Raw genomic sequence first — 25103 nt, 5'->3', positions numbered from 1 at the left:
TTTCCACAGCTGCCGCGACCCGCTTTCCAGCTCACATTGCTACGACCGGTATTCGCTGTTGGAAAACGGCCAAGACAGCCCCTGCTTTCCACATTAGTGGATAACTTAAGGCTTTTTCCAGTTACTGGGGCCGGTTTTCGGGGGTAATCCACCGGTTTTCCACGGGCTTTTCCACATTGATTATCGGCTGGGGGTAAAATCGGGGATAACCTGGGGGAAACAGGGGAACAGCGCGGGGATAAGTGGGGTAGAAGTTTTTTTGGCAATCCCGGCTTTTCCACAGGGGAAAACGGTGGGGGATAACCGTGGATAACTCCCCCACCGCAGAAGCCCTTCCCACACCCCCATTTTTTGGGGGATACTGAAAATGTGGAAACCCTGGGGAGATGTTGAAAAACAAATAAAGCACTTGATAAACAGTGCCTTGTTTTCCACATAGCCGGTGTATATCGCGTGGAAAAGAGTTGTATTACCCCCACGTTATCCACGCTGGGGATAACCGCCTGCGCTTATCCACTTATCAACCGACCTAATGAGTGAGAATAAGAAGGGTTTTTTAGAAAAAAATTTAATTAAAAAGTAAGACTGTGGAAAACCTCGCGGGAAAAATTCCGGACCCAATGCTGGCCCCGTAAAAATTCGCGCTGGTTGAGTCTCTGCTTTTCGAAGCCCGACTGCCGGTTCTGTGGAAAACGCGTAGAAGTAGTTCGCAAACCCAACGATGCTTGTTTCGCAACATGCCGTTCGACTACACCCTCGATTTCCACACCGTTGATTTCCGTCGGCACCCCGGGCTGTACCGCGTGGGCCGGGGCGAACAGGGCGTGCTGCTGGTACAGCCCTACAAGGGCGAAATCCTGCCCCACTGGCGCTTCAAAGACGCGGCGGCGGCCACCGAGTCGTCCGAGACGATTTACGGCCTGTTTGAGGCGTATTTGAAAGTCCATGATTTTGTGGGGGCCGACATGGCCCGCAAATTCATTCAGATGGGCTTTACGCGGGCCCGGCGCTACGCCAACCACAAAGGCGGCAAGAAGTACGACGGCCCCGTACCCGACGATAAAAAAGGGCAGAGTGGGGCCCACGGCCGCGCCGAACTGCCCCGCACCACCCACCCCGATGTGGATAAAGTGGAAGCCGCCGCCATTTTCAAGCGCAAGTGGGACGAGGCCAAAGTTCATCCGGAGTACCTGCGCCAGAAAGCGGCTTTCATTGAAAAGTACGGGAAGTAGGTCGACCGTTTTTTATCCGTCGCTCTGCTCAGGATGACAATCAACAACTAACAACCTGTAACAACCAGCCGCGCCTGCTACCTACCTTTGCCTACTACCCTTCACCCCCAATCTCATGAGCACTCCCCAACCCTCCAGCATCGAGGAAAACGAAATTATCCTGGGCACCGGCATGGGCCCGCTGCGCTTCGGAGCGACCATGGACGAAGTCCGGACCCTGGTCGGCGAGCCCGAGGAAATTGAAGAGTCGGACGACGACGACGAGTTCGAGCACAAGGCCTGGAACTACCACGAAGACGACTACCTGCTGTCGCTCTACTTCGACCGCGAAGACGACTTCCGCCTGAGCTGCATCGAAACCGACAACCCCGGCATGCGCCTGTTTGGCGAAGCCATTCACGGCCAAAGCGTGGACCAAGTGAAGGCCCTGATGCAGCGCAACAACCAGGCTACGCCCGAGGTTGAAGAGATGGAAGAAGGTGCGTTGCGCCTCTCCTACGAAAAGTCGATGATTGACTTATACTTCGAAGAAGGCGAGCTGCAGTTCGTGAACTTTGGCGTTTTCATTAATGACGACATGGAAGTACAATGGCCTAAATAGGTTGGCTTATCCACATTTTCACGGTTTTTAGCTGTGGATAAGTGGATAAGTGAATGAATACAGGTCGGTTAACCCCATTTTTGGTTGCTAAAATCCAAGGCCAGGAATTTCCTCGCTCGCGCATGCACACAAAAAAGGCTGCCCATTGTGGGCAGCCTTTTTTGTGTTTTGGTTGGCCGAAAAGGTTAGCCTAATATGGCGCGGAACAGCAGGAAGAGCAGGCCCGACAGCACCATGGTCACGGGCAGAGTGAGCACCCAGGCCAGGGCAATATTGCGCACCATGCCGGGGTTGATGTTCTTCACGCCGCGGCTGGCCACCATGCTGCCGGCGATGGACGAGGTGAGTACGTGCGTGGTGGAAGCGGGCAGCCCCAGCTGCGTGTTCACGCCAATCATAAACGCGGCCACCAACTCCGAACTGGCACCCTGCGCGTAGCTCAGGTGTTCTTTGCCGATGCGCTCGCCGATGGTTTTCACGATGCGCTGCCAGCCAATCATGGTGCCGCAGGCCAGCGAAAGGCTCACCATGAGCAGCACCCACCACGGAGCATAGTCGGTAAAGGTTTTCATGTTGGCCACGGCCCCGTCGTAGATGCCACGGTCCTGGCTGCTGAGGCTCACGTTGGGCGAGGCCATGAGCTTTTTGGCGCGGTTGGCCAGCATCAGCACATCGCGGCGGATTTCGAAACGCGTTTGTTGCGGCAAGTCCTTGACGTCGGTTTTACCAGCGAAAATGCGGTCAAGGTCGGCGGTTTGAACCTGCATTTCGGCCAGGCTTTTTTGGTCGACCGGGCTGAGCTCGTTGCGGTTTACGCGGCTCATCACGTACTCCACCTTGCCCAGCGACTCGCGCAGGTCGAGCGGATTCTTGCTTTCGTCGAGGGCAAACCGGAAGGGTACGATGCCGATGAGAATCAGCATGATGAGCCCCACGCCCTTCTGGCCGTCGTTGGAGCCGTGAAAAAAGCTCACCAGTGTGCACGTTACGATGAGGAGCAGCCGAATCCAGAGGGGCGGGGGCTTGCGCTTGTGCGGCTCCTTAAAAATGGCCTTGCTGGGTACGAAACGCTTGAACAGGAACATCATGCCAATGGTGAGCGCGAAGCCCAGCAGTGGCCCCACCAGCAGGGCAATGCCCGTTTCGCTGGCCTTGCTCCAGTTCACGGCCGAGCCGCGCGACTCGGGCAACAGTGAAAACGCAATGCCAACGCCCAAAATGGACCCAATGAGGGCGTGCGAGCTGGAGGCCGGAATGCCGTAGTACCACGTGCCCACGTTCCAGATGATGGCTCCCAGGATGAGCGCGCCCACCATGGCGATGCCGTGGTACACGTTGGAGTCGACCAGGCTCTCGACGGGCAGCAAATACACGATGCCCATGGCCACGCCAATGCCGCCGGCAAACACGCCGATGAAGTTCCAAAAAGCCGACCATACGACTGCCACCCAGGGCCGCAGCGCGTTGGTGTAGATAACTGTCGCCACGGCGTTGGCCGTGTCGTGAAAGCCATTGACAAACTCGAACGCGCAAGCGGCTACCAAGCACACGACAAGCAGCAACAACACGTGAGGCTCTAAACCAAACATATAGGACGGGTTTGTGGGAATTTAATTTGATTCATGGGTCAAAGGTAGGAACATGGCCCGGTGCTGATACATTACCGAATTGTGACGCCGGGCAGGACGTTTGCGTTGAATGGGAACGTCCTGCCGCGCGTAGTCGCGGCAGGACGCATGTAGTCGTAGCTCAATTACTGAATGGAAAAATGATTAGTGACGGCACGCGTCATGCCTCGGCCACGCGCGGCATGACGTTTTATTGAGTGTTACTCGATTTCGCGCCTTGTACGCACAAGTTTTGGCTTCCGCCGCATCGACCTACTTTTGTGGCTATGAACCCAGCAATCGAAACTACCCAGCTTAAGGATATTGTGGCCCACGCCAAGGAATACGGCTTCGTGTTCCAATCATCGGAAATCTACGACGGCCTGGCCGCCGTGTACGACTACGGCCCCAACGGCGTGGAGCTGAAAAACAACCTCAAGCGCCTGTGGTGGGAGGCCATGACCCAGCTGAATGGCAACGTGGTGGGCATCGACGCGGCCATTTTTATGGACCCCCGCACCTGGGAAGCCAGCGGCCACATCGCCGGCTTCAACGACCCGCTGATTGACAACCTCGACAGCAAGAAACGCTACCGCGCCGACGTGCTGCTCGAGGAAAAAGCCGCCGAGTACGAAAACGCCGGCGACCCCGCCCGCGGGGCCGCCCTCACGGCCGAAATGGGCCGTCTGCTCACCGCCAACGACCTGGCCGGCGTGCGCCAGCTCATTCTCGACGAGAAAATAAAGTGCCCGGTGTCGAATACCGGCAACTGGACCGACGTGCGTCAGTTCAACCTGATGTTTTCGACTCAGGGCTCGGCCGTGGATTCGGACGCGCCGCCCGTGTACCTGCGCCCCGAAACGGCTCAGGGCATTTTCGTGAACTTCCTGAACGTGCAGAAATCGGCGCGCATGAAGGTTCCCTTTGGCATTGCCCAAATCGGCAAGGCTTTCCGGAACGAGATTGTGGCCCGGCAATTCATCTTCCGGATGCGCGAGTTTGAGCAGATGGAGATGCAATTCTTCGTGCGCCCCGGCACCGAAGGCGAGTGGTACGACACCTGGAAAGCCGCCCGCCGCCGCTTCCATGAGGCGCTGGGCCTGCCGGCCGCCAAGCTGCGTTTCCACGACCACGACAAGCTGGCCCACTACGCCAAAGCAGCCGTGGATATTGAGTACGAGTTTCCCTTCGGCTTCAAGGAAATGGAGGGCATCCACTCGCGAGGCGACTTCGACCTGACCCAACATCAGAACCTGAGCCGCAAAAAGCAGCAGTACTTTGACGCGGACCTGGACCCCGCCACCGGCAAAGCTTACGGCAACTACGTGCCCTTCGTAGTGGAAACCTCAGTGGGGGCCGACCGCCTGTTCCTGGCCACGCTCTGCAACGCCTACCAGGAGGAAACCATCACGGAAGGGGAGGGCGACGCCCAAACCACCAAAACCCGCACCGTGCTGAAGCTGCACCCCGCCGTGGCTCCGGTGAAGGCCGCCATTTTCCCGCTGGTGCGCAAAGACGGCATGCCCGAGAAGGCCCAGGAAATCTTCGACGAGCTGAAGTACGACTTCCGCCTCGTGCTGGAAGAGCGCGACGCCATTGGCAAGCGCTACACCCGCCAGGACCTCATCGGCACGCCCTTCTGCATTGTGGTGGACGGCCAGACCTTAGAGGATAACACCGTGACCGTGCGCCACCGCGACTCGCGTGAGCAGACCCGCATGCCCATCGCCGACCTGCGCGCCTACATCGGCGAGGCCGTGAGCTTCCGGCGCATCTTCGAGCAGCTGTAGACGTTCAACCTCACCCCCGGCCCCTCTCCAAAAGAGAGGGGAGCCTGACGGTTTCTTATTCTTGGTTATCATTTAAAGTTAAAACCTCGGCTCAATTTAGAGTCGGGGCTTTTTGTGGAGGACGACGTCGTGTTTTGTAACCCTGCAAGAGCGTCAGGCTCCCCTCTCTTTTGGAGAGGGGCCGGGGGTGAGGTTCCCCCGCGCCGCCCTTACGTAACTTTGCCTTTTTACAGGATTTATGTGGGAGCAGCTCGCCTTATTCATCATCCGGTTCCGTCTCTCGCTGATTGCGGTGTTGGCCGTCATTACCGTGTTCATGGCCTGGCAGGCCAAGGACGTGGAAATGACCTACGACTTTGCCCAGGTGGTGAGCGAGAAGGACCCGGACATGGTCTATTTCAAGCAGTTCAAAAAGCGCTTTGGAGAAGATGGCAACGTGCTGGTTATCGGCATGCAGGACAGCTCGGTGTACAAGCTGGGCAACTTCAACGAACTCCGCATCCTCACCGACACCCTGGCCAAAATAGAAGGCGTGAACGGCGTGCTGAGCGTGAGCAAGCTGCTGAGCATCAGCAAGGACACCGCCAATAACAGCTTCGCCGCCGCGCCCATTTTCAAAGCCCCGCCGCGCACCCAGCGCGAGCTCGACAGCCTGATGCGGGTAGTGAACCAGGTCGAATTCTACAAGGGCCAGCTCATCAGCCCCGTTACCGGGGCCACGCTGCTGGCCCTGACGATGGACCCGAAGTACCTGAATTCGTCGAAGCGGCAGGCGGTGATGAACAACATTTTGGGCTTTGCCAAGCAGTTTGAGCAAAAAACCAAAATTAAGCTGCACTACGCCGGCCTGCCCTACGTGCGCTCCACGATGACGAGCAAGGTGGCCTCGGAGATGAAGTTTTTTACCATGCTGGCCATGCTCGTGACCGGGATTACGCTGCTGGTGTTCTTCCGCACGTGGTCGGCGGTGGTGTTTCCGCTCATCGTGGTGGGTGTCACGGTTATTTGGTGCATTGGCTCGATTGTGCTGCTGGGCTTCAAAATCAACCTGCTCACGGGCCTGATTCCCAGTATCATCGTCGTTATCGGTATTCCGAACTGCACCTACCTGCTTTCGCGCTACCACTACGACTACCGCAAATCGGGCAACCAAATGCTGGCCATGACGCGGGTAATCCGCAAAATCGGCCTCGTCACGCTCATGAACAACACGACCACGGCCGTGGGCTTCATCGTGTTTGCCTTCACCGACATTGCCATTCTCTACCAGTTTGGCCTGGTGGCCACGGTCAATATTTTCGCGGCCTTCGTCATCAGCTTCATCCTGATTCCGGCCGTGTTCAGCATGTTGCCGCCGCCCACGCCCAAGCAGCTGGAGCACCTCGATGCCGCGCCACTCACCAAGCTGCTGGAGTTTTTCGACCACCTCGTGCTCCATCGCCGCCCCAGCGTGTACGTGGCCGCGCTGGTGCTGGTGGCCGGTGCTGCCATTGGCATCTCGCGCATTGAATCCGTGTCGTACATGGTGGACGACTTGCCCAAGAAAAGCTCCGTCAACGCCGATTTGGCTTTCTTCGAAAGTCATTTCAACGGCGTGATGCCGCTGGAATTTGAAGTCGACACCCACAAGAAAAAGGGTCTGTTCAAGCTCAAGAATCTGGAGAAAATCGACCAGTTCGAGAAGTTCCTGCGGACGCAGCCGGAGCTGTCGCCGCCCGTCAGCCTGGTTACCTTCCTCAAGGCCAGTACTCAGGCGTTCTACAACGGCGACCCGAAGTTCTTTCGCCTGCCCGATAACTCGGAAAAGAACTTCATCCTCAGCGCCTTGGCCAACTCCAAAAGCGCGGCCACCGGCGCGGGCATGAACAGCAAGCTGCTGCGCTCCTTCGCCGACAGCACCGGCCAGAAAGCTCGCATCAGCCTGAAAATCGCCGACATCGGTTCCCAGAATCTGGACACGCTGATGAGCACGAAAATCATCCCGGAGATGAATCGCATCTTCAAGGGGACGGGCATGGACATCCGGCCCACGGGCACCACCATCCTCTTCACCAAAGGCAACGAGTACATCATTCACACCCTGCGCGACAGCCTGTTTCTGGCTTTTGGGTTGGTGGGTTTGGTGGTGCTCGTCCTGTTCCGCTCGTTCAAAACCGTCCTCTTCGCGCTCATTCCGAACGCCGTCACGCTGATTCTCACGGCTGGCATAATGGGTTATTTCAACATTGCGCTCAAGCCCAGTACAGCCTTAATTTTTGTGATTGCGCTGGGGATTGATGGGGATAACTCCATTCACTTATTAGCTAAATTCCGCCAGGAAATGGCCCTGAACGGCAACCGCGTGCGCGAAGCCGTGTCCGTAACGCTGAGCGAGGCCGGCACCAGCATGATTTACACGAGCATCGTGCTATTCGTTGGTTTCAGCATCTTCGCCTTCAGCGAATTCGGCGGCACGAAGGCTTTGGGATTGTTAATGTCGGCGTCGCTGTTGATAACGAACTTCTCGAACCTGATTCTGCTGCCCGCGCTACTGGTCACGTTTGACCACGGCAAGGGCAACACCATCGACGGCAACGCTCTCATCCGGCACTACGACGAGTCGTACCACGAAGAGGACGACGATGCTGATTTGAACCTGAAGCAAATGCACAAAGCCGCCGACTACAGCGGTGACTACACGATTTAACAGAACAGAGCCCACTAAAAAGAACGTCATGCTGAGCGCAGCCGAAGCATCTCGCGTGCAGTAGTAATCAATACGATTGCAACGAAGCGAGTGAGATGCTTCGGCTGCGCTCAGCATGACGTTCTAAAGAATTGAAAATAATCCAATTCATGAAATACCCTGAATTTAAGCAGCCGCTCAACTATGGCCAGCTCGGCGAGGACATCCTCGCTTGGTGGAAGGAGCACGGCATCTTCGAGAAGAGCGTGAGCAGCCGCGAAGGCCAGCCCACGTTCGTGTTTTACGAAGGCCCGCCTTCGGCCAACGGCGCGCCCGGCATCCACCACGTGATGGCGCGCACGGTGAAGGACATCTTCTGCCGCTACCAGACGCTGCTGGGCAAGCAGGTGCCCCGCAAAGGCGGCTGGGACACCCACGGCCTGCCCATCGAGCTGCAGGTGGAGAAGGAGCTGGGCATCACGAAGGAGGACATCGGCAAGAAAATTAGCATCGCGGAGTACAACCAGCGCTGCAAGGAAACTGTCATGCGCTTCAAGGCGCAGTGGGACGACCTGACTGAGAAAATGGGCTATTGGGTCGACCTTGACGACCCCTACGTGACCTTCGAGCCGGAGTACATCGAAAGCTGCTGGGCGCTGCTCAAGAAGCTTTACGACAAGGGTTTGCTCTACAAGGGCTACACCATTCAGCCCTACTCGCCGGCCGCCGGTACCGGCCTCAGCTCGCACGAGCTGAATCAGCCCGGCACCTACCGCGACGTGATGGACACGACCGTGGTGGCGCAGTTCCGGGTGAAGCCGGGCGCGGCGGCTGAAAAGCTGTTTGCCCTGGCTGGCCATGAAGCCAAGGTGTTCATTCTTGCCTGGACGACCACGCCCTGGACCTTGCCCGCCAATACGGGCCTCGCCGTGGGTAAGAACATCCCGTACCAGCTTATCCGCACCTTCAACCCCTACACCTTTGAGCCCATCCACGTGGTGCTGGCCAAGGCGTTGGTGGGCCGTTATTTCAACGAGAAGGGTGCCGCTGCTCCGCTGGAAGGCTATGCCGAGGGCGACCACAAGGTGCTGCCCTGGCGCGTACTGGGTGATTTTACTGGCGCCGACCTCATCGACATTAAATACGAGCGCCTGTTCGATTTTACGCCGTTCGAAGGCGAGGAGCGGGCTTTCCGCGTCATCAACGGTGACTTTGTGACCACGGAGGACGGCACCGGCATCGTGCACATCTCGCCCACGTTTGGCGCTGACGACTTCCGGGCCGCGCAGCTGGCCGATATCCCGGCGCTGATGGTGCCGGATGCCGAAGGCACGCTGGGGCCAATCGTGGACCGGACGGGCCGCTACGTGCCCCAAATGGGCGAGTTTGCGGGCCGCTGGGTGAAAAACTACGACGGCCACGACGAGACCGGGGCCGACTACAAGACGCTGGACGAGAGCATCGTCATCAAGATGAAGGGCGACGGCACGGCCTTCAAAGTTGAGAAGTACGAGCACACCTACCCGCACTGCTGGCGCACCGACAAGCCCGTGCTCTATTACCCGCTCGATTCCTGGTTCATCAAGACCACGGCGGTGAAGGACCGGCTCATCGAGCTCAACAAAACCATCAACTGGAAGCCCGAAAGTACCGGCACCGGCCGCTTCGGCAACTGGCTGGAAAACCTGGTGGACTGGAACCTCAGCCGCTCGCGCTACTGGGGCACGCCGCTGCCCATCTGGCGCACCCAGGACCGGACGGAGGAAATCTGCATCGGCAGCATCGCCGAGCTGAAAGCGGAGATTGATAAGGCCGTGGCGGCCGAAGTCATGACCCACAACCCCTACGCCAACGGCGAACAAATTGACCTGCACCGCCCTTACGTGGACGATATTTTCCTCGTCAGCCCCACGGGCCAGGCCATGTACCGCGAGGCCGACCTCATCGACGTCTGGTTCGACAGCGGGGCCGTGCCCTACGCCCAGTGGCACTATCCGATTGAAAACGCCGAGAAATTCCAGAAGAACTTCCCCGCCGACTTCATCGCCGAAGGCGTGGACCAGACCCGCGGCTGGTTCTTCACGCTGCACGCGCTGGCCGTGATGCTGGAGGACTCCGTGGCCTTCAAAAACGTGATTGCCAACGGCCTCGTGCTGGCCAAGGACGGCCAAAAGATGAGCAAGCGCCTCGGCAACGCCGTGGACCCGTTTGCCACCATCAAGCAGTTCGGCCCCGACGCCACCCGTTGGTACCTCATCGCTAACGCGCCACCGTGGGACAACCTCAAGTTCGACTCGGCCGGCGTGACCGAGGTGCAGCGCCGTTTCTTCGGCACGCTCTTCAACACGTACTCGTTCTATGCGCTTTATGCGAACCTGGACGGGTTTGAAATCGACGAAAAAACCCGTACTCCGCACGCCGAGTTGAGCGAGCTGGACCGCTGGATTCTGAGCAAGCTGCAGTCACTGATTGCCGAAGTACGCGGCCATCTGGATAGCTACGACCCCACGAAGGCCGCCCGCGCCATCCAGGATTTCGTGACCGACCAGCTCTCGAACTGGTACGTGCGCCTCTCGCGCCGTCGTTTCTGGAAAGGCGAGCTGACGAACGATAAGCGCGCCGCCTACGAGACGCTGAACGAGTGCCTGCAGACCGTGGCGCAGCTCATGTCGCCCATCGCGCCCTTCTTCGCCGAGTGGTTGTACCGCAACCTCACCGGTGACCAGGGCATTGAATCGGTGCACCTCACGCTGCTGGTTGAAGCCGATGAAACCCGCATCGACCCCAAGCTGGAAGAGCGGATGGAGCTGGCCCAGCGCATCAGCTCGCTGGCCCACTCGCTGCGCAAAAAGTCGGTGCTGAAGGTGCGGCAGCCGCTGCTGCGCATTCTGGTGCCGGTGCTGAACGACACCACCAAGGAGCAAGTCGGCCTCGTGGAGGACCTGATTTGCGCCGAAATCAACGTGAAGCACATCGAATTCCTCGACGACGAGAGCGAAAGCGGCGTGCTGGTGAAGTCGGTGAAGCCCAACTTCAAGCGCCTCGGCCAGCAATACGGCCCGCGCCTGAAGGCCGTGGGTGCCCGCATTCAGCAGATGACAGCCGCCGAAATCAGTCAATTGGAGAAGGAGGGAAGCCTCGCCGTGGAGGTTGATGGCCAGCCCATCACCCTGGCGCCCGACGATGTGGAAATCCGCACCGACGACCTGCCCGGCTGGCTCGTGGCCACCGACGGCCCCCTCACCGTGGCCCTCGACGTAACCCTGACCGACGCCCTGCGCCAGGAAGGCCTCGCCCGTGAGCTGGTGAACCGCCTGCAGAACCTGCGCAAAGACTCGGGCCTGGAAGTGCAGGACAAAATCCGCGTGACCTTGGCCGACCAGCAGCCCGAGCTGGCCGCCGCCGTAGCCGCATTTGGTGACTACATCCGCGCCGAAACGCAGGCCCTCGCTTTGACTTTCGCAGCCGACGTGAACGGTGGTTCCGTGCTCGAATTTGATGACTACTCCGTGCCCGTCCGTTTGGAGGTGGCAACTGCTTGATGCTGAACGACTCGCCGGTATTGCAAAACCCGGCGAGTTTTTGGTCGCACAAACGGTCGATAAGCTCGTTTTTATCGGTCAAAAAACCCAGACAGTCAGTTATAAAAGGTATAAAACATGGTAAAAGGAACGTCTCCTAATCGCACGTCATACTGAGCTTGTCGAAGCATCTCTATCGCTCCATTTGAGCCGTTCAACGAAGCGGTAGAGATACTTCGACTGCGCTCAGCATGACGTTCTAGAGAATCCTAACCGTACTACTTTCTGACTTCAACTTCCTCGATTTTCGGCCCGCCTGAATGCACCCAACCATCACCAATCGCCAGCAATCTGCGGCCAAATTCTTCCTGCTGGCGCTTTTTATCATCGCCATCGACCAGCTGTCGAAGTGGGCCGTGCATACCTACATGCAGCCCGGAATGGCGGGCGAAATCCGTCTGCTGGGCGACTGGGCCAAGCTGCACTACACGCTGAACCCCGGCATGGCCTTCGGAGCCGAGCTGCCGGCTCCTTACGGTAAGCTGGTGCTCAGTGCTTTCCGCTTGGTGGCAGTGTTCGGTATCAGCTACTACATCATTCGGCTGGTGCGCCAGCGGGCCGCGTCCGGATTCATCGCCTGCATGGCCCTGATTTTGGGCGGCGCTTTGGGCAACCTGATTGATTCTATTTTCTACGGTATCATCTACGACAACGCCCCGTTTGGCTCGCCCACGCGTTGGTTCTACGGTCAGGTCATCGACATGCTCTACGTCGATATTTACGAAGGCTTCCTGCCCCAAAACTGGCCGCTGCTAGGAGGGAAGTACGTGTCGCTCTGGCCCATCTTCAACATCGCCGATTCCTCCATTTTCATCGGCGTAGCCTTGATTCTGCTCAACCAGAGCCGTTTTTTCAAGCAGGAGGAACCCACTGCTACCCCCGCCAGGCACAGTGAGCCGCTGGTAGCGCCCGACTCAGAGAACCTGGCCTAGCGCATCTTTCCTGCCCGTTTATTCTGCCCCCGGGCACTAATTGAAATGCACCCAACGCTCTCCACTCGTCAGCATTCCGCGGCCAAGTTCTTCCTGCTAGCCCTGCTCATCATCGCCATCGACCAGCTCTCAAAGTGGGCCGTGCACACTTACATGCAGCCCGGTTCAGCCGGCGAAATCCCCGTCCTCGGCCAGTTCGCCAAGCTGAATTACATTCTGAACCCCGGCATGGCCTTCGGCGCGCAGCTGCCCGCGCCCTACGGCAAGCTGGTGCTCACGCTTTTCCGCACGGTGGCCGTCGGCGGGCTGATTTACTACATCATCCGTCTGAGCCGCCAGCGCGTGGCCGCCGGCTACATCGCCTGCATGGCCCTCATCCTCGGCGGCGCGGTAGGCAACCTCATCGACTCAATTTTCTACGGAATTATCTATGATAATGCCCCAGCTGGCTCGCCCACGCGCTGGTTCTACGGCCAGGTCATCGACATGATTTTCGTGCCGCTGTATGTGGGGTACTTCCCCAAATCCTGGCCCCTCATCGGGGGCACGTACAGCAACGGCTTCCCCATCTTCAACATTGCTGATTCGTCCATCTTCATTGGCGTAGCGTTGATTCTGCTCAATCAAAACCGTTTTTTCAACGAGTCGCAGCCCACGGCCGCTCCCAACGAGAGCCAGCCACGAGTCGCTACCGATACTGAGAAGCTGGTGTAGCACGGGAGGGGCTGGGCGGCGGAATCGCAGACCTTCATGCTGAGCACAGTCGAAGCATCTCTACCGCTTTATTTGGAAAGACACAAAAGACATTTTTGTGAAAATTAATAAGTCTCATTCCGTCGCCCGAAGAACAGCATTTGTTCTTTTCGTTACTGCGGTCTTTTCGTCCTGTTTGGTATTCGGTCAGTCAAGCCTTACGCCAGATGTTGTTCCAACAAGTAGCTATGCTGCAAGAGCAAATGCTGTAATGCCTTCGGCAAATGTTATTGTGTTTCCATTTTGGTCCGTCGATGAAGGTCTGTTTCGAGGTTCGGATGCTCTCAAAGCAACATCACTCAATAATCAGAAATTACAGCAATTAGACAGCTTATTAGTCGTCCTACACCGGGCTAACAATTTGCCAATAGCGGGTTATTACCATCAGTTCATAAGTGCTATTGATAGCAAAGGCCACAAGCTGGTTTACGTAAACGGCTTTTGTCGTGTTGATAGCAGTGAGTGGTGGAAGAGTCATTTGTATCAAGTTAAAGGCGGTGGCGCGTGTTATTATGACGTGGTGGTGAGTCTATCGACCGGGCAATATTCAAACTTTAGGATTAATGCTCCCAAATAGGTAGCAAGTGACTCTTTGGATTCGACCGCCAAGCGGTAGAGATGCTTCGACTGCGCTCAGCATGACGTTCCTGCGTACTTGACGTTCTTGCGTACCAAAACCATCCAAATCCGCCACCCATAATTCCCTCCGTGCCCAACCCGCTCCTCACCGTCTCCAACCTCACCATTGACTTCTCCAGCCACCGCGGCGACGTGCGGGCCGTAGACAACGTGTCGTTTGAGCTGAACCGGGGCGAAACGCTGGCCATTGTGGGCGAATCCGGCTCGGGCAAGTCGGTCACCTCATTGGCCCTGTTGGGGCTGATACCGATGCCGCCCGGCCGCATCAGCAGCGGGCAGGTCATCTTCCAGTCCTCAACCCTGGGCCATACCGACCTGCTGAAACTATCCGAAACCGACCTGCGTCAGGTGCGCGGCAACGACATCGGCATGATTTTCCAGGAGCCGATGACCTCGCTGAATCCCGTGTACACCTGCGGCAGCCAGGTGGTGGAAGCCCTGCGCCTCCACACCGAGCTCAGCGCGAAGGAAGCCAAGGCGCGCACCATCGAGCTGTTCACCGAAGCCCAGCTGCCGCGCCCCGAAAGCATTTTCGGCAGCTATCCGCACGAAATTTCGGGTGGCCAGAAGCAGCGCGTGATGATTGCCATGGCTATGGCCTGCCGCCCGGCCCTGCTCATCGCCGACGAGCCCACCACGGCCCTCGACGTGACCGTGCAGGCCCGGATGCTGCGCCTGATTGATGACCTGCGCCGCCAGCACAACACCGCCGTGCTCTTTATCACCCACGACCTGGGCGTGGTGGCCGAAATCGCCGACCGCATTCTGGTCATGTACCGGGGCAAGGTGGTGGAGCAGGGGAGAGTGCTGGATATTTTTTCAAATCCGCAACATCCGTACACAAAAGGCCTTTTGGCGTGCCGTCCACGCCTCTCGGTGGGCAAAAAACGCCTGCCCGTAGTGGCCGATTTCATGGGTGAGGACGCCAGCGGGCAGCTTTTTGCTCAGCCCGCGCCAACGGTTCCATTGCCAGATGAGGCACTTGCGGAATCTTCGCCCGAAGTGCAGCAGCAGCAGTTACTCGATAAAATTGGTACCGCCAAAACGTTCCCCGTGGAACATGGGGATTTGGGCGGTGTTCCACGGTTGGAAACCGGTTTGGCGCAGGCGTCAACCTCACCCCCTGACCCCCTCTCCCGTGGAGATGGGGCACCGGTAATGCGCGGGGATAAGTCTTGCGTTTCAGAAGATGCTTCGGCCGCTGTTGATTCCACTGTCTCATCTCTCGTTCCAACCCAAACCACACCTCAGTCGTCAGACTCCCCCTCTCCGCGGGAGAGGGGGCTGGGGGGTGAGGTTAACGGAGCCGCGCCGCTCCTGGAAGTCCAAAATCTCCAGGTCTACTTTCCCCTCCGCAAGGGCTTCTTCCGTCGGGCCACCGACTACGTGCGGGCCGTGGACGATGTCAGCTTCACGCTCTACCCCGGTGAGACCATCGGCCTGGTGGGGGAGTCTGGTTGCGGCAAAACCACGCTGGGCCGGGCGCTGCTCCGCCTCACGGAACCAACGGCGGGCAGCATCCTGTTTGAAGGAACTGATTTGGCGAAGCTGTCCAGTGGTGACTTGCGCCGCCGTCGGCGCGATTTGCAGCTGGTTTTTCAGGACCCCTACGCCGCCCTTAATCCCATGCTGACGGTGGGAGAGGCCATCTGGGAGCCGATGCGCGTGCACAACGTGGGCGGCACCCGCTCGCAGCAAAAAACGAAAGTGCTGGAGCTGCTGCGCACCGTGGGGCTGCGCGACGAGCATTTCCAGCGCTACCCGCACGAGTTCAGCGGCGGGCAGCGGCAACGAATCTGCATTGCCCGGGCGCTGGCCCTACAGCCCAAGCTGATTGTCTGCGACGAGTCGGTTTCGGCCCTCGACGTTTCGGTGCAGGCGCAGGTGCTGAACCTGCTCAACGACCTCAAGCGCGAGTTCGGTATCACCTATTTGTTTATCACGCACGACCTGTCCGTGGCCCGGTTTATGAGCGACCGGCTGCTGGTCATGCACCAGGGCCGCATCGTGGAGAGCGGCCCGGCGGCGGCCATTTATGCCAACCCACAACACGAATACACCCAGGGCCTGCTGGCGGCTATTCCCAAGGATAGTTTGGCCGACATCGAAGCCGCCGTGGCCAGCCGGACGTAACCTACTGAATTCGGCTGTAGAGACGCATATTTGCGTCTCGTCGTTGAACGGAATCGTCCCGGATGTTCCCCGGCTGTTTCAATGGCGTTGCGGCAGCTTCTGCTGTGGCACCCGGAACAGCTCATGCTACGAGACGCAATTATGCGTCCCTACCCCGGCCATCTAAAACCTCTCGGCCCGGCCCGCGTTTCACTAAGCGGCGCGGCCCAGCCAGCCCAACCATTTTTCCGCTCTCGCCGCCTGCGACCAATCAACTATTCGGCGGCCGCTTTTTTTTACATGAACACCCCCGAAAACTCCCGGACTCCCCGCGCCAAGCGCGAAAAGCCCGAACCCACGGCCATCACCCAGGACCAGGTCCTGCGCGCCTTCACCGACAACCCCACCAAAGTTCTCGCCTACCGTCAGCTCTCACGCCGCCTCGGCGTCACGACCAAGGACCAGCGCGAGGAAATCTTTGCGCACATTAAGGTCCTGCGCAAGCAAGGCTTGATTACGCTGCTCCAAAACGACGAATACCGTTTGGCTGATACCGATGCCGTGGCGACGGCGTTGATGCCGTCCAGCGCCCGCAAATCGACCAAAAAAGTCGACTTGCCGGTGGCGCCGCCCCGCAACCGCTCAGTGCAGGCCGAGTTTGGCCAGGACCCCATCGTGCACCGCCGCCGCGCCGCCGGTTTCGACTACGTGGACGGCGACGACCGCCCCGAGCGCGCTCCGTCAAACACTGTTATCGGCACCGTGGATTTGGCCACGCCCAACTTCGCCTTCGTGGTGCCCGAGGGCACGGGCGAGGCCGATGACATTCGCGTGTTCACGGACCAGCTCAAGTTTGCCCTGCAGGGCGACGTGGTGCGGGTGCGGATGCGCAGCTCCCGCGACGGCCGCCCGGTGGGCGACGTGGTGGAAGTGCTCAAACGCCAGCGCCCTGAAGTGGTGGGCCGCATTCAGATTCAGGGCACCCTGGGTTTTGTTAAACCAGATAACCGCAAGGTGTACTTCGACGTGTTTGTGCCGCCGCACTTGCTGCACGAGTCGCGCAACGGCGACAAGGTGCTGGTGCGCATCACCGAGTTTCCGGAGGACAGCAGCCGCCAGCCGGTGGGCGAGGTTATCCGCAACTTCGGGGCTGCCGGTGGCAACGAGGCGGAGATTAACGCCATCATGGCTGAGTTCGGCCTGCCTTTTGAATTCCCCGAGGAAGTGCAGACCGAATCGGAGGGCATCAGCGAGGTTATCTTGGAGGACGAAATTGCCCGTCGCCGTGACTTCCGCAACGTCACCACCTTCACCATCGACCCGGCCGACGCCAAGGACTTCGACGACGCCCTGAGCATCGAGAAGCTGCAAAACGGTCATTGGGAAATCGGGGTGCACATCGCCGACGTGACCCACTACGTGCGCCCCGGCACCGAGCTGGAGCGCGAAGGCAAGCACCGCGCCACCTCGGTGTATTTGGTCGACCGCGTGATTCCGATGCTGCCCGAGCGCCTCAGCAACGGCCTGTGCTCGCTGCGCCCGCACGAGGACAAGCTGACCTTCTCGGCCGTGTTCGAGCTGGACGACGACGGCAAGCTGTACGAGTCGTGGTTCGGCAAAACCATCATTCACTCCGACCGCCGCTTCAGCTACGAAGAGGCCCAGGAGCGCATCGAAAGCAAGGCCGGCGACCACGCCGAGGAGATTAACGTGATGAACGACATGGCGCACAAAATTTGCGCCCAGCGGTTCAAGCAAGGGGCCATCACCTTCGAAACCCAGGAGGTGAAGTTCCGCCTCGATGCGGCCGGCAAGCCGCTCGGCGTGTACGTGAAGGAGCGCAAGGATGCCCACAAGATGATTGAGGAGTTCATGCTGCTGGCCAATCGCAAGGTGGCCGAGTTCGTGTTCAACCTCAAAAAGACCAAGCCGCGCTTCACCATGGTGTACCGCACCCACGATGCGCCCGAGCCCGAACGCCTCCAGACCTTCGCCCTCTTCGCCCAAAAATTCGGCTACAAGCTCAAGCTCGAAAATCCGAAGAAAATCAGCACCGAGCTCAACAACCTCAGCTCCGAGGTGATGGGCAAGCCCGAGCAGAACGTGCTCCAGGGCCTGGCCATTCGCACCATGTCGAAGGCCATCTATACCACCGAGCCGCTGGGCCACTTCGGCCTGGCCTTCGAGCACTATTCGCACTTCACCTCGCCCATCCGCCGCTACCCGGATATGATGGCCCACCGCTTGCTGGAGCACTACCTGCTCGGCGGCAAGAACGTGCCCGTCGACCCCGTGGAAGACGAGTGCAAGCACTCCTCGGCCCGCGAGAAGCTGGCGGCCAACGCCGAGCGCGCCAGCATCAAGTTCAAGCAGGTCGAGTTCATGGCCAACGAAATCGGCAATACCTTCAAGGGCGTGGTTTCGGGCCTCACCGAGCGCGGCATGTACATCGAAATTGAGGAGAACAAGTGCGAGGGCATGGTTCGCATCAGCGACATTCCCGGCGACTTCTACGAGCTTGATAAGGATAACTACCGCATTGTGGGCCGCAACAACAAGCGCATCATTCAGTTCGGCGACGAGATGATGGTGGTCGTGAAATCGGCCAACCTGCTCGACCGCACCATTGACTTCGAGCTAGTGGACGACCGGCCCGATTTTGTGAAAAAGCGCGAAGCCGAGGAGCGCAAGCAGCGCGGCAGCGAGCCCCGCGGCTACCGCGAGCACAGCGGCGGCGGCAAGGGTGGGAGCAAGGGTGGCTTCAAAGGCAATCGGCGGTAAGTCCGGCGAACCCGGCTGTCGGAACCTCACCCCTGGCCCCTCTCCAAAAGAGAGGGGAGCCTGACGTTTACAAAAGCCCTGACTCAATCTGGAGTCGGGGCCTTTTTGTTGATGCCAATAGTCCCCAGTTCATCATTCAAACGCCTCTCGGCTCTCCTCTCTTTTGGAGAGGGGCCGGGGGTGAGGTTACCGGCGCTTGCCGTTCTTTGCACCACCTATGACCCCAGTAGACTTCCCCGCTCAAATCACCACCGCCCTCGCGCAGCTCAGCTACGGCGAGCAGCCCGACACCCTCTACGCCCCCATCCGCTACATCATGGGCCTGGGCGGTAAGCGCATCCGGCCGCTGCTCACGCTGCTCGGTGCCCACCTTTTCACTGATGAGCTAAGCGGCATCATCAAGCCCGCGCTGGCCACCGAAGTCTTTCACAACTTCACCCTGCTCCACGACGACCTGATGGACCAGGCTCCGCTGCGCCGCGGCCAGGCCACGGTGCACGAAAAATGGAACCCCAACGTAGCCATCCTCAGCGGCGACGTGATGCTGGTGCGGGCCTACGAGCTGTTCCTGGACGTGGAGCCGGCGCTGCTCCCCGTCGTGCTGCGTCGCTTCGGCCAAACGGCCGCCGAGGTGTGCGAGGGCCAGCAGTGGGACATGAATTTTGAAACCGAACCCCAGGTCAGCATCGCCCAATACCTGGATATGATTCGCCTGAAAACGGCCGTTCTCCTGGGCTTTTGCTTGGAGCTGGGGGCCCGCCTCGCCGGCGCATCGCAGGAAGATGCCGAGCACCTTCGCCAGTTCGGCACCGACATTGGCCTGGCCTTCCAGCTGCGCGATGACCTGCTCGATGTCTACGGCCATGCCGCCACCTTTGGCAAGCGTGTGGGCGGCGACATCATCTCCGATAAAAAGACCTTCCTCCTGCTCTCCGCCCAGGCCCAGGCCAGCGCCGCTCAGCAGGCCATCCTGGCCCGGCACATCGGCCAACCCGTGGCCAATGCTGATGCCAAAGTGCAAGCCGTGCGCGCCATCTACGACGAGCTTGAAATTCGCTCTCAAACGGAAGTTCTCATCAATACCTACTTCCAGGATGCCCTGCAGCACCTGGAGCGCGTAGCGGCCCCCGCTGCCCGCAAAGAACCCCTTCATCGCCTCGCGCTCCAGCTTATGGACCGCGAAAACTAAACCTCCGTGTTCAATCCCATTCTCATCATCGTCGGCCTCACGGTCCTCGTTTCCGCTTACGCCTGGTCCAATCACGAGCTGATGGAGTCCTGGATACTCCGCCCCTACAAAATGGCCCGCGACAACGGCCAATGGTACCGCTTCCTCACCTCCGGTTTCCTGCACGCCGACTGGGGCCACCTCCTCTTCAACATGATTGCCTTCTATTCCTTTGGAGGCCTCGTGCTGGGCGTGCTGGCCAATGGCACCGGGGCGCCCGGCCTCGATGGCTTTGGCGCGCTGGGGGGCCTCTGGCGCTTCCTGCTGCTCTACCTGGGTGGCATTGTGGTGTCCGACATTCCCACTTATTTTCGGCACCGTGACGACCGCGAATACGGTAGCCTGGGGGCCTCGGGCGGCGTGGCCTCCGTGCTGTTTGCCGGGGTGATTTTTTCCCCGCTCAACAAGATTTACATGATGTTCATCCCGGTCGGGATTCCAGGCTTCATCTTCGGCTTCCTCTACCTGGCCTATTCCTACTACCAGGGCCGCCGCCGGGGCGATAACATCAACCACGACGCCCACTTCTACGGCGCGTTGTATGGCGTAATCCTGGTTTTGGTGCTGATGCCTGCCTCTGGCCTCGAGTTTGTTCGGCAAATACAGTATTTTATCAAGTCAATAATATGATTATCAATAAGTTAAAATATTAAAATTCGACTCATTATATCCATTTGAATAGCGTTGCGTAAGGGTTTTCAGGTTCATCTTTCACTTTCTTCCCCCCTCATGAACACCCTTCGTCACTTTACTTCCCGCCTGCCTTTGACGGCACTCTTGCTGCCCCTGACGCTGCTTTTTTCAGCTTGTAGCGCATACAAGAACAACGGGAGCCTTTCCATATTTGGCGTCCTGTACATAATCCTGGCCATTGCCGCTATCATCAGCCTGCTCAAGCAGGACTGGAGTCTTACCAAAAAACTGATTTGGGGAGTAGTAATTTGGTTCTTCCCCTTTGGGGGCTCCATTATCTACTTCCTTTTCTCTGGTCGGAGATAATTGTTCGACCAATCATAAAAGCAAGAAGTCCCGGCCATACCATGGTCGGGACTTCTTGCTTTTAGAACACAGAGAAGCCTCGGTAGCTACCGTAGCTTAGTTCAACAGTCGCTTCTTTTCCAGCTGCGCTACATCGCGCAGCAAGTCGCCGCTGTTCATAATTTGCGTGAGCTGCCAATGGTCGCCCTGCCGGCGCATTTTCACTTCTATCACCATCGTCGTATCGTATTTAGGTTGCGATACCTCCAGGCCCATGAAGGCATTGTCACCTTCTTCCCGGGTGTACTTCACCCCTTTAAATGCGCTTTCCGGACTCATGATTTTGCTGGCCAGTCCCGTCAGCGAAATATTCATGAGGCGCTTGGGAGCTGCCGCCGCCGCGGCCTCCAACGAGCCGGTTTCTACGTAGCGCTGCACTTCCTGGTGGGCGGCCTTGGCCAAGGCAGGTTTTAGCAGGCGCATGGCCCCGCCCATTACCAAGCCACCGCCGGGCATGAGTGAGCTGAGCATCGCGCCCTGCTGGGCCACGTCATCCACCAAGTGGCTAGTCACGCTGTTCACGTCTACGTATTTCTCAAACGTGGCCATATCGTGCGTTTGCACAGCTGCAGCCGCTGCCATTAGCGCACCGCTAGGGCCTTGCTTCAGGTTTCGGTAGTAATAGTAGCCACCAACGCCGACGGCTATCAGTAGTACGAGTAAGAGCAGTTTTTTCATGAAAGCGAACGCAAAATTGATGAGCTACAAAAATACCCTAATCCACGACATTGGAAGGGCCGCCTACTCAGGGCTTGGCATTTTGAGTTGCTACTGCCGGCCACAGGCTGTGTGCTTTAGCACTCCTCTCTGCACTTTAATCAGACCCAACGCCATGTCTAAAGCCGTTTCTCACGCTGCCCCTACCGAAGTGCACGGCCACCGTGGCTGCCGCGGTCTGCTGCCCGAAAACACGCTCCCAGCCTTTCTTCATGCGCTTGCGCTAGGCGTCGACGTACTGGAGTTGGACGTTGTTATATCCGCCGATAAACAGGTTGTCGTTTCGCACGAGCCCTGGCTTAATCCGGCCATTTGCTTCGGGCCGCTGGGCGAGCGTATTCCAGCTGGCAAACCCGCCCAGTTCAACTTATACCAGATGCCTTACCGCCTCATTCGCGAGTGCGAGTGCGGCCTGCTTCGGCACCCTGATTTCCCCGAACAGCTCTCCCAGCCAGCCCACAAACCATTGCTCGCCGACGTCTTCGCGGCCGTTGAAACCGCCTGTCGGCAACTACGCCGCTCACCAGTCAGGTACTCGATTGAACTGAAAAGCAGCCCTGCTGGCGACGGTCTATACCACCCAATGCCTGCCGAATTCCTCGCATTGGTTTTGGAAGAAATAAAATCTGCCCGCTTAATAGCCCGCACACACTTGTTGTGTTTTGACGCGCGCATTCTTCTTCTGGCTCATCAGCAACACCCGGATTTGGCTACCTGCTTTCTGATAGAAGATAACCTGCCCTGGGTTCAGCACATCAGCCAGCTTGGTTTCATCCCCACCACGCTTGGTCCGGACTTTCGCACTGTAACACCAGCGGCGGTGCAGAAATTGCGTGCAGCGTATCCCAACCTCCGGCTTGTTCCCTGGACTGTGAACTCTGTGCAAGACATGCGCCACCTCCTTGCTCTCGGCGTTGACGGCATAACTACTGACTATCCCAACCGGCTCATAGGCCTATTGACTGAATAATAAAGGCATTTTGTGCTTGCCTGGTCCCGCCTAAGGCAGGGACAAATGGTAAATAATAAAATAGACGAAGTGTAACACGGAGATACAGCTTAACAGTGTAACGTAATCAATGTGTAATACGCGTATGTAATGTTACACCGCTTCATATTGTAATGCGTATAAATGTTGCATTATTTTGTATCCGCATTATCTGTACAAATTTGTTTATTAATTACAAATGTGACATATTTGCATCACCGTTACGTAATACATTCCCTATGCCACATCAAGGCGAAATCCTGCAGGAAGCAATCAAAAACAGCGGTATTTCCATTACGCGTATCGTAGAGGAGATGGGTATTACACGTCCGACTATTTATCGTAAATTCAAAGAAAATACACTTGATTACAACTTTGTAACACGAATTGGCGAAATTATCAACCACGATTTTTCAAACGATATTACACCCGTTCAACAATCCACTTTACCATTTGTAACAGCCCAGCCAAAAAACATTGTTACAAATCATGTTACGCACCGTGTAACATCAGTACAAAGTGTTGATTCCGACCCCGCAAAGCAGCTTTTGGTGCTTCAAACCAAGTACATTGCCCTTCTTGAAGCCTACAATGAACTTCTGCTGAAAGTGTATGGACCTAAGTGACAAAAATGTTCCACGTGAAACATTTTTGTTCAATATGACTGCTTCCGGTCAAGTAGGAGGGCTGCGACAAATAGAGCCGCATTCGCAATGATGGACTCAGAAAAGAGCTAGGAGGAACGGGGCCCGACGGGAATAGAAAGGCCAAACGTCTAGGCTAAGTCCGATAGAAATCGGTGTCGGGTTACAGACAGCTCTCTCTAGGCAACGGCCGAAAATGCCTTGCACGACACAGATGCAATCGCGCTATGCAGGCGACTGAAATATCGTAAAAAGGCAGGAGAAAGGGCGTGCTTGGGAATGGCTAGAGGAAGATGACTTCCTTCACAACCGTTTCGCCAACCTCGGCATTGATGAGTTCGGCTACCCGGGTTTTAGCCATGAGCAATTCATGCTTGAGCGGGGCCGAGCTAAGCCGCACAAACAGGCGGCCTTTGTTCACATACACCTCCTGGGTTTTCAGGGCTACCGCTTTGCCCATTACCCGCTCCCAGCTCGACACCACCGTTACCTCGTTGAGCTTGCCTTGTAACCGGTAAATCCGGACCAACGATTCCAGTCCCTCTTTTAGCGCAATGATATCGCCGGAGCGGGAGGGAGCAGATGGTTTTTTCACGGTGGCAGGAACGTCCGGGCTATGGAAAACCGGACTTATATCGAGGCTGTAAAGGTAGCTCTTGGCCTCTCTTAAACGGGTGCCACCATGCCATTCTCTACCCGGAACCGCAGGATAGGAATGGTAACCCGGGCCAGTGCCTGGTCGGTTCTTTCCAGGTTGGTATCGGTAAGAAAAACCTGGCCGAACGTCTCATCAGCTACCAGCTCCAGCAGGCGCGCAATGCGCTTGTCATCGAGGCGGTCGAAAATGTCATCGAGTAGGAGGAGGGGTTTTTGGTGTTGCTTGGCCGCCAGCATTTCAAACTGCGCCAACTTGAGCGCAATCGCAAATGACTTTTGTTGTCCCTGTGAGGCATGGCTCTTCACCGGCATGTCTTCCATGAGAAAAACAAAATCGTCGCGGTGCGAGCCGGTGGTGCTGCGCTGCAGCGCAAAGTCGCGGCGCTCGTTGGCGCGTAATAATTGGGCGAAGTCTGCGCCGAGTAGTTGGCTCTTGTACGTGAGCATTACGGCTTCGCGGCCATCGGCTAGCTGGCGGTAGTGGCGTTGGAAGATGGGAACGTATTCACTAAGAAAAGCCTCGCGCAACACGGTGAGCTGTTGGCCCAGCGGCGCCAGCTGTTCGTCGAGGGCCAGCAAATAGTCGCGGTCAAAGCCATGCGTAGAGCGGTCGGCTCCTTGTTTTAGCACGGCGTTGCGCTGGCGCAGCAGTGCATTGTAAGAGATGAGCAACTCGAGAAACTGATGGTCGAGCTGGGCCATCAAGCTGTCGAAATATTTCCGGCGGTCCTCGCTGCCTTGCCGAATGAGGTCGGTGTCGTAGGGGGAAATCAGGACGGCCGGGTAGCGGCCGATGTGGTCGGCCATGCGTTCATAGGGCTGCTTGTCGTGGGTGAGGGTCTTTTTTTGTCCCTGGCGCAGGCTGACCTGGATAGTCTCGTGCTCAGAGGCTGAATTTGTAGAAAAAATACCCTTAACTACAAAGAAATCAGCGCCTTGTTTAATAGAAAGGCTGTCTGAAGCACTAATGGCGCTTTTGGTCAGGGATAGATAATGAATGGCATCGAGCAGATTGGTTTTGCCACTGCCATTGTCGCCGATAAAGCAATTGAGGCCGGGCGATAAACGCAGAGCAGCCTCGTCGTAATTCTTAAAAAAAAGAAGCTGAAGGGAGTCAAGGGACATAAGGTTCGGTATT

19 protein-coding genes are annotated in these 25103 nt (G+C 57.6%); 15 read left to right on the top strand and 4 right to left on the bottom strand.

The annotated features are described in order from the left end of the window. Positions 1-737: 737 nt before the first annotated feature. Positions 738-1232: a DUF4385 domain-containing protein gene (locus IEW17_RS08535; protein WP_188561617.1), complete on the top strand. Its 495-nt coding sequence runs from the start codon at positions 738-740 to the stop codon at positions 1230-1232. 115 nt (positions 1233-1347) lie between these two features. Further along, positions 1348-1833 (top strand): hypothetical protein, encoded by a 486-nt coding sequence (locus IEW17_RS08530; RefSeq protein ID WP_229748887.1) that lies wholly within the window; start codon positions 1348-1350, stop codon positions 1831-1833. A 185-nt stretch (positions 1834-2018) separates the two neighbouring features. Here IEW17_RS08530 and IEW17_RS08525 read toward each other — a convergent pair whose 3' ends face one another. Next, positions 2019-3422 carry an inorganic phosphate transporter gene (locus IEW17_RS08525; protein WP_188561616.1) on the bottom strand — a complete coding sequence of 468 codons (1404 nt, stop codon included), beginning with the start codon at positions 3420-3422 and terminating at the stop codon, positions 2019-2021. Between the two features lie 305 nt (positions 3423-3727). Between IEW17_RS08525 and IEW17_RS08520 the strand changes: the two genes are divergently transcribed. The 11 genes from IEW17_RS08520 to IEW17_RS08470 all read left to right on the top strand — a co-directional run bounded on the left by IEW17_RS08520 (position 3728) and on the right by IEW17_RS08470 (position 20920). Beyond that, positions 3728-5230, top strand: a complete 1503-nt coding sequence (locus tag IEW17_RS08520; protein WP_188561615.1) for a glycine--tRNA ligase — start codon at positions 3728-3730, stop codon at positions 5228-5230. A 238-nt stretch (positions 5231-5468) separates the two neighbouring features. Beyond that, entirely contained in the window at positions 5469-7916 is a 2448-nt protein-coding gene (locus IEW17_RS08515) for an efflux RND transporter permease subunit (RefSeq protein ID WP_188561614.1), read from the top strand. A gap of 149 nt (positions 7917-8065) precedes the next feature. Further along, positions 8066-11437 carry an isoleucine--tRNA ligase gene (gene ileS, locus IEW17_RS08510; protein ID WP_188561613.1) on the top strand — a complete coding sequence of 1124 codons (3372 nt, stop codon included), beginning with the start codon at positions 8066-8068 and terminating at the stop codon, positions 11435-11437. Between the two features lie 299 nt (positions 11438-11736). Next, positions 11737-12408 (top strand): lipoprotein signal peptidase, encoded by a 672-nt coding sequence (locus tag IEW17_RS08505; RefSeq protein WP_188561612.1) that lies wholly within the window; start codon positions 11737-11739, stop codon positions 12406-12408. Positions 12409-12453: 45 nt separating this feature from the next. Further along, positions 12454-13122: a lipoprotein signal peptidase gene (locus IEW17_RS08500; RefSeq protein ID WP_188561611.1), complete on the top strand. Its 669-nt coding sequence runs from the start codon at positions 12454-12456 to the stop codon at positions 13120-13122. A gap of 97 nt (positions 13123-13219) precedes the next feature. Next, the gene (locus IEW17_RS08495) at positions 13220-13738 is read left to right on the top strand and encodes a hypothetical protein (RefSeq protein WP_188561610.1); all 519 of its coding nucleotides are present in this window, start codon (positions 13220-13222) and stop codon (positions 13736-13738) included. Positions 13739-13869: 131 nt separating this feature from the next. Beyond that, positions 13870-15933 carry an ABC transporter ATP-binding protein gene (locus IEW17_RS08490; RefSeq protein WP_188561609.1) on the top strand — a complete coding sequence of 688 codons (2064 nt, stop codon included), beginning with the start codon at positions 13870-13872 and terminating at the stop codon, positions 15931-15933. 279 nt (positions 15934-16212) lie between these two features. Next, on the top strand, positions 16213-18693 hold the full coding sequence (gene rnr, locus IEW17_RS08485) for a ribonuclease R (protein ID WP_188561608.1): 2481 nt from the start codon (positions 16213-16215) through the stop codon (positions 18691-18693). 217 nt (positions 18694-18910) lie between these two features. Next, positions 18911-19882 carry a polyprenyl synthetase family protein gene (locus IEW17_RS08480; RefSeq protein WP_188561607.1) on the top strand — a complete coding sequence of 324 codons (972 nt, stop codon included), beginning with the start codon at positions 18911-18913 and terminating at the stop codon, positions 19880-19882. A gap of 6 nt (positions 19883-19888) precedes the next feature. Further along, positions 19889-20551, top strand: coding sequence for a rhomboid family intramembrane serine protease (locus tag IEW17_RS08475; protein ID WP_229748886.1), 663 nt, complete (start codon positions 19889-19891; stop codon positions 20549-20551). 99 nt (positions 20552-20650) lie between these two features. Further along, on the top strand, positions 20651-20920 hold the full coding sequence (locus tag IEW17_RS08470) for a PLD nuclease N-terminal domain-containing protein (protein WP_188561606.1): 270 nt from the start codon (positions 20651-20653) through the stop codon (positions 20918-20920). A gap of 96 nt (positions 20921-21016) precedes the next feature. Here IEW17_RS08470 and IEW17_RS08465 read toward each other — a convergent pair whose 3' ends face one another. Beyond that, on the bottom strand, positions 21017-21637 hold the full coding sequence (locus tag IEW17_RS08465) for a hypothetical protein (RefSeq protein ID WP_188561605.1): 621 nt from the start codon (positions 21635-21637) through the stop codon (positions 21017-21019). Positions 21638-21791: 154 nt separating this feature from the next. On the opposite strand from IEW17_RS08465, the gene IEW17_RS08460 reads away from it, so the two are divergent. Further along, positions 21792-22646, top strand: coding sequence for a glycerophosphodiester phosphodiesterase family protein (locus IEW17_RS08460; RefSeq protein ID WP_188561604.1), 855 nt, complete (start codon positions 21792-21794; stop codon positions 22644-22646). Positions 22647-22903: 257 nt separating this feature from the next. Next, the gene (locus IEW17_RS08455) at positions 22904-23290 is read left to right on the top strand and encodes a helix-turn-helix domain-containing protein (RefSeq protein ID WP_229748885.1); all 387 of its coding nucleotides are present in this window, start codon (positions 22904-22906) and stop codon (positions 23288-23290) included. A gap of 301 nt (positions 23291-23591) precedes the next feature. Here IEW17_RS08455 and IEW17_RS08450 read toward each other — a convergent pair whose 3' ends face one another. Continuing rightward, positions 23592-23903, bottom strand: a complete 312-nt coding sequence (locus tag IEW17_RS08450; RefSeq protein ID WP_188561602.1) for a DciA family protein — start codon at positions 23901-23903, stop codon at positions 23592-23594. A gap of 71 nt (positions 23904-23974) precedes the next feature. Then, a complete protein-coding gene (recF, locus tag IEW17_RS08445; RefSeq protein ID WP_188561601.1) occupies positions 23975-25090 on the bottom strand; it encodes a DNA replication/repair protein RecF in 1116 nt (371 codons plus the stop codon). Between the last annotated feature and the right edge of the window lie 13 nt (positions 25091-25103).

Origin of the sequence: Hymenobacter frigidus (genome assembly GCF_014640435.1) — a bacterium.
GTDB lineage: Bacteria > Bacteroidota > Bacteroidia > Cytophagales > Hymenobacteraceae > Hymenobacter > Hymenobacter frigidus.
The sequence above is the reverse complement of the archived record's forward strand: the minus strand, read 5'-3'. Positions and strand labels throughout refer to the sequence as shown.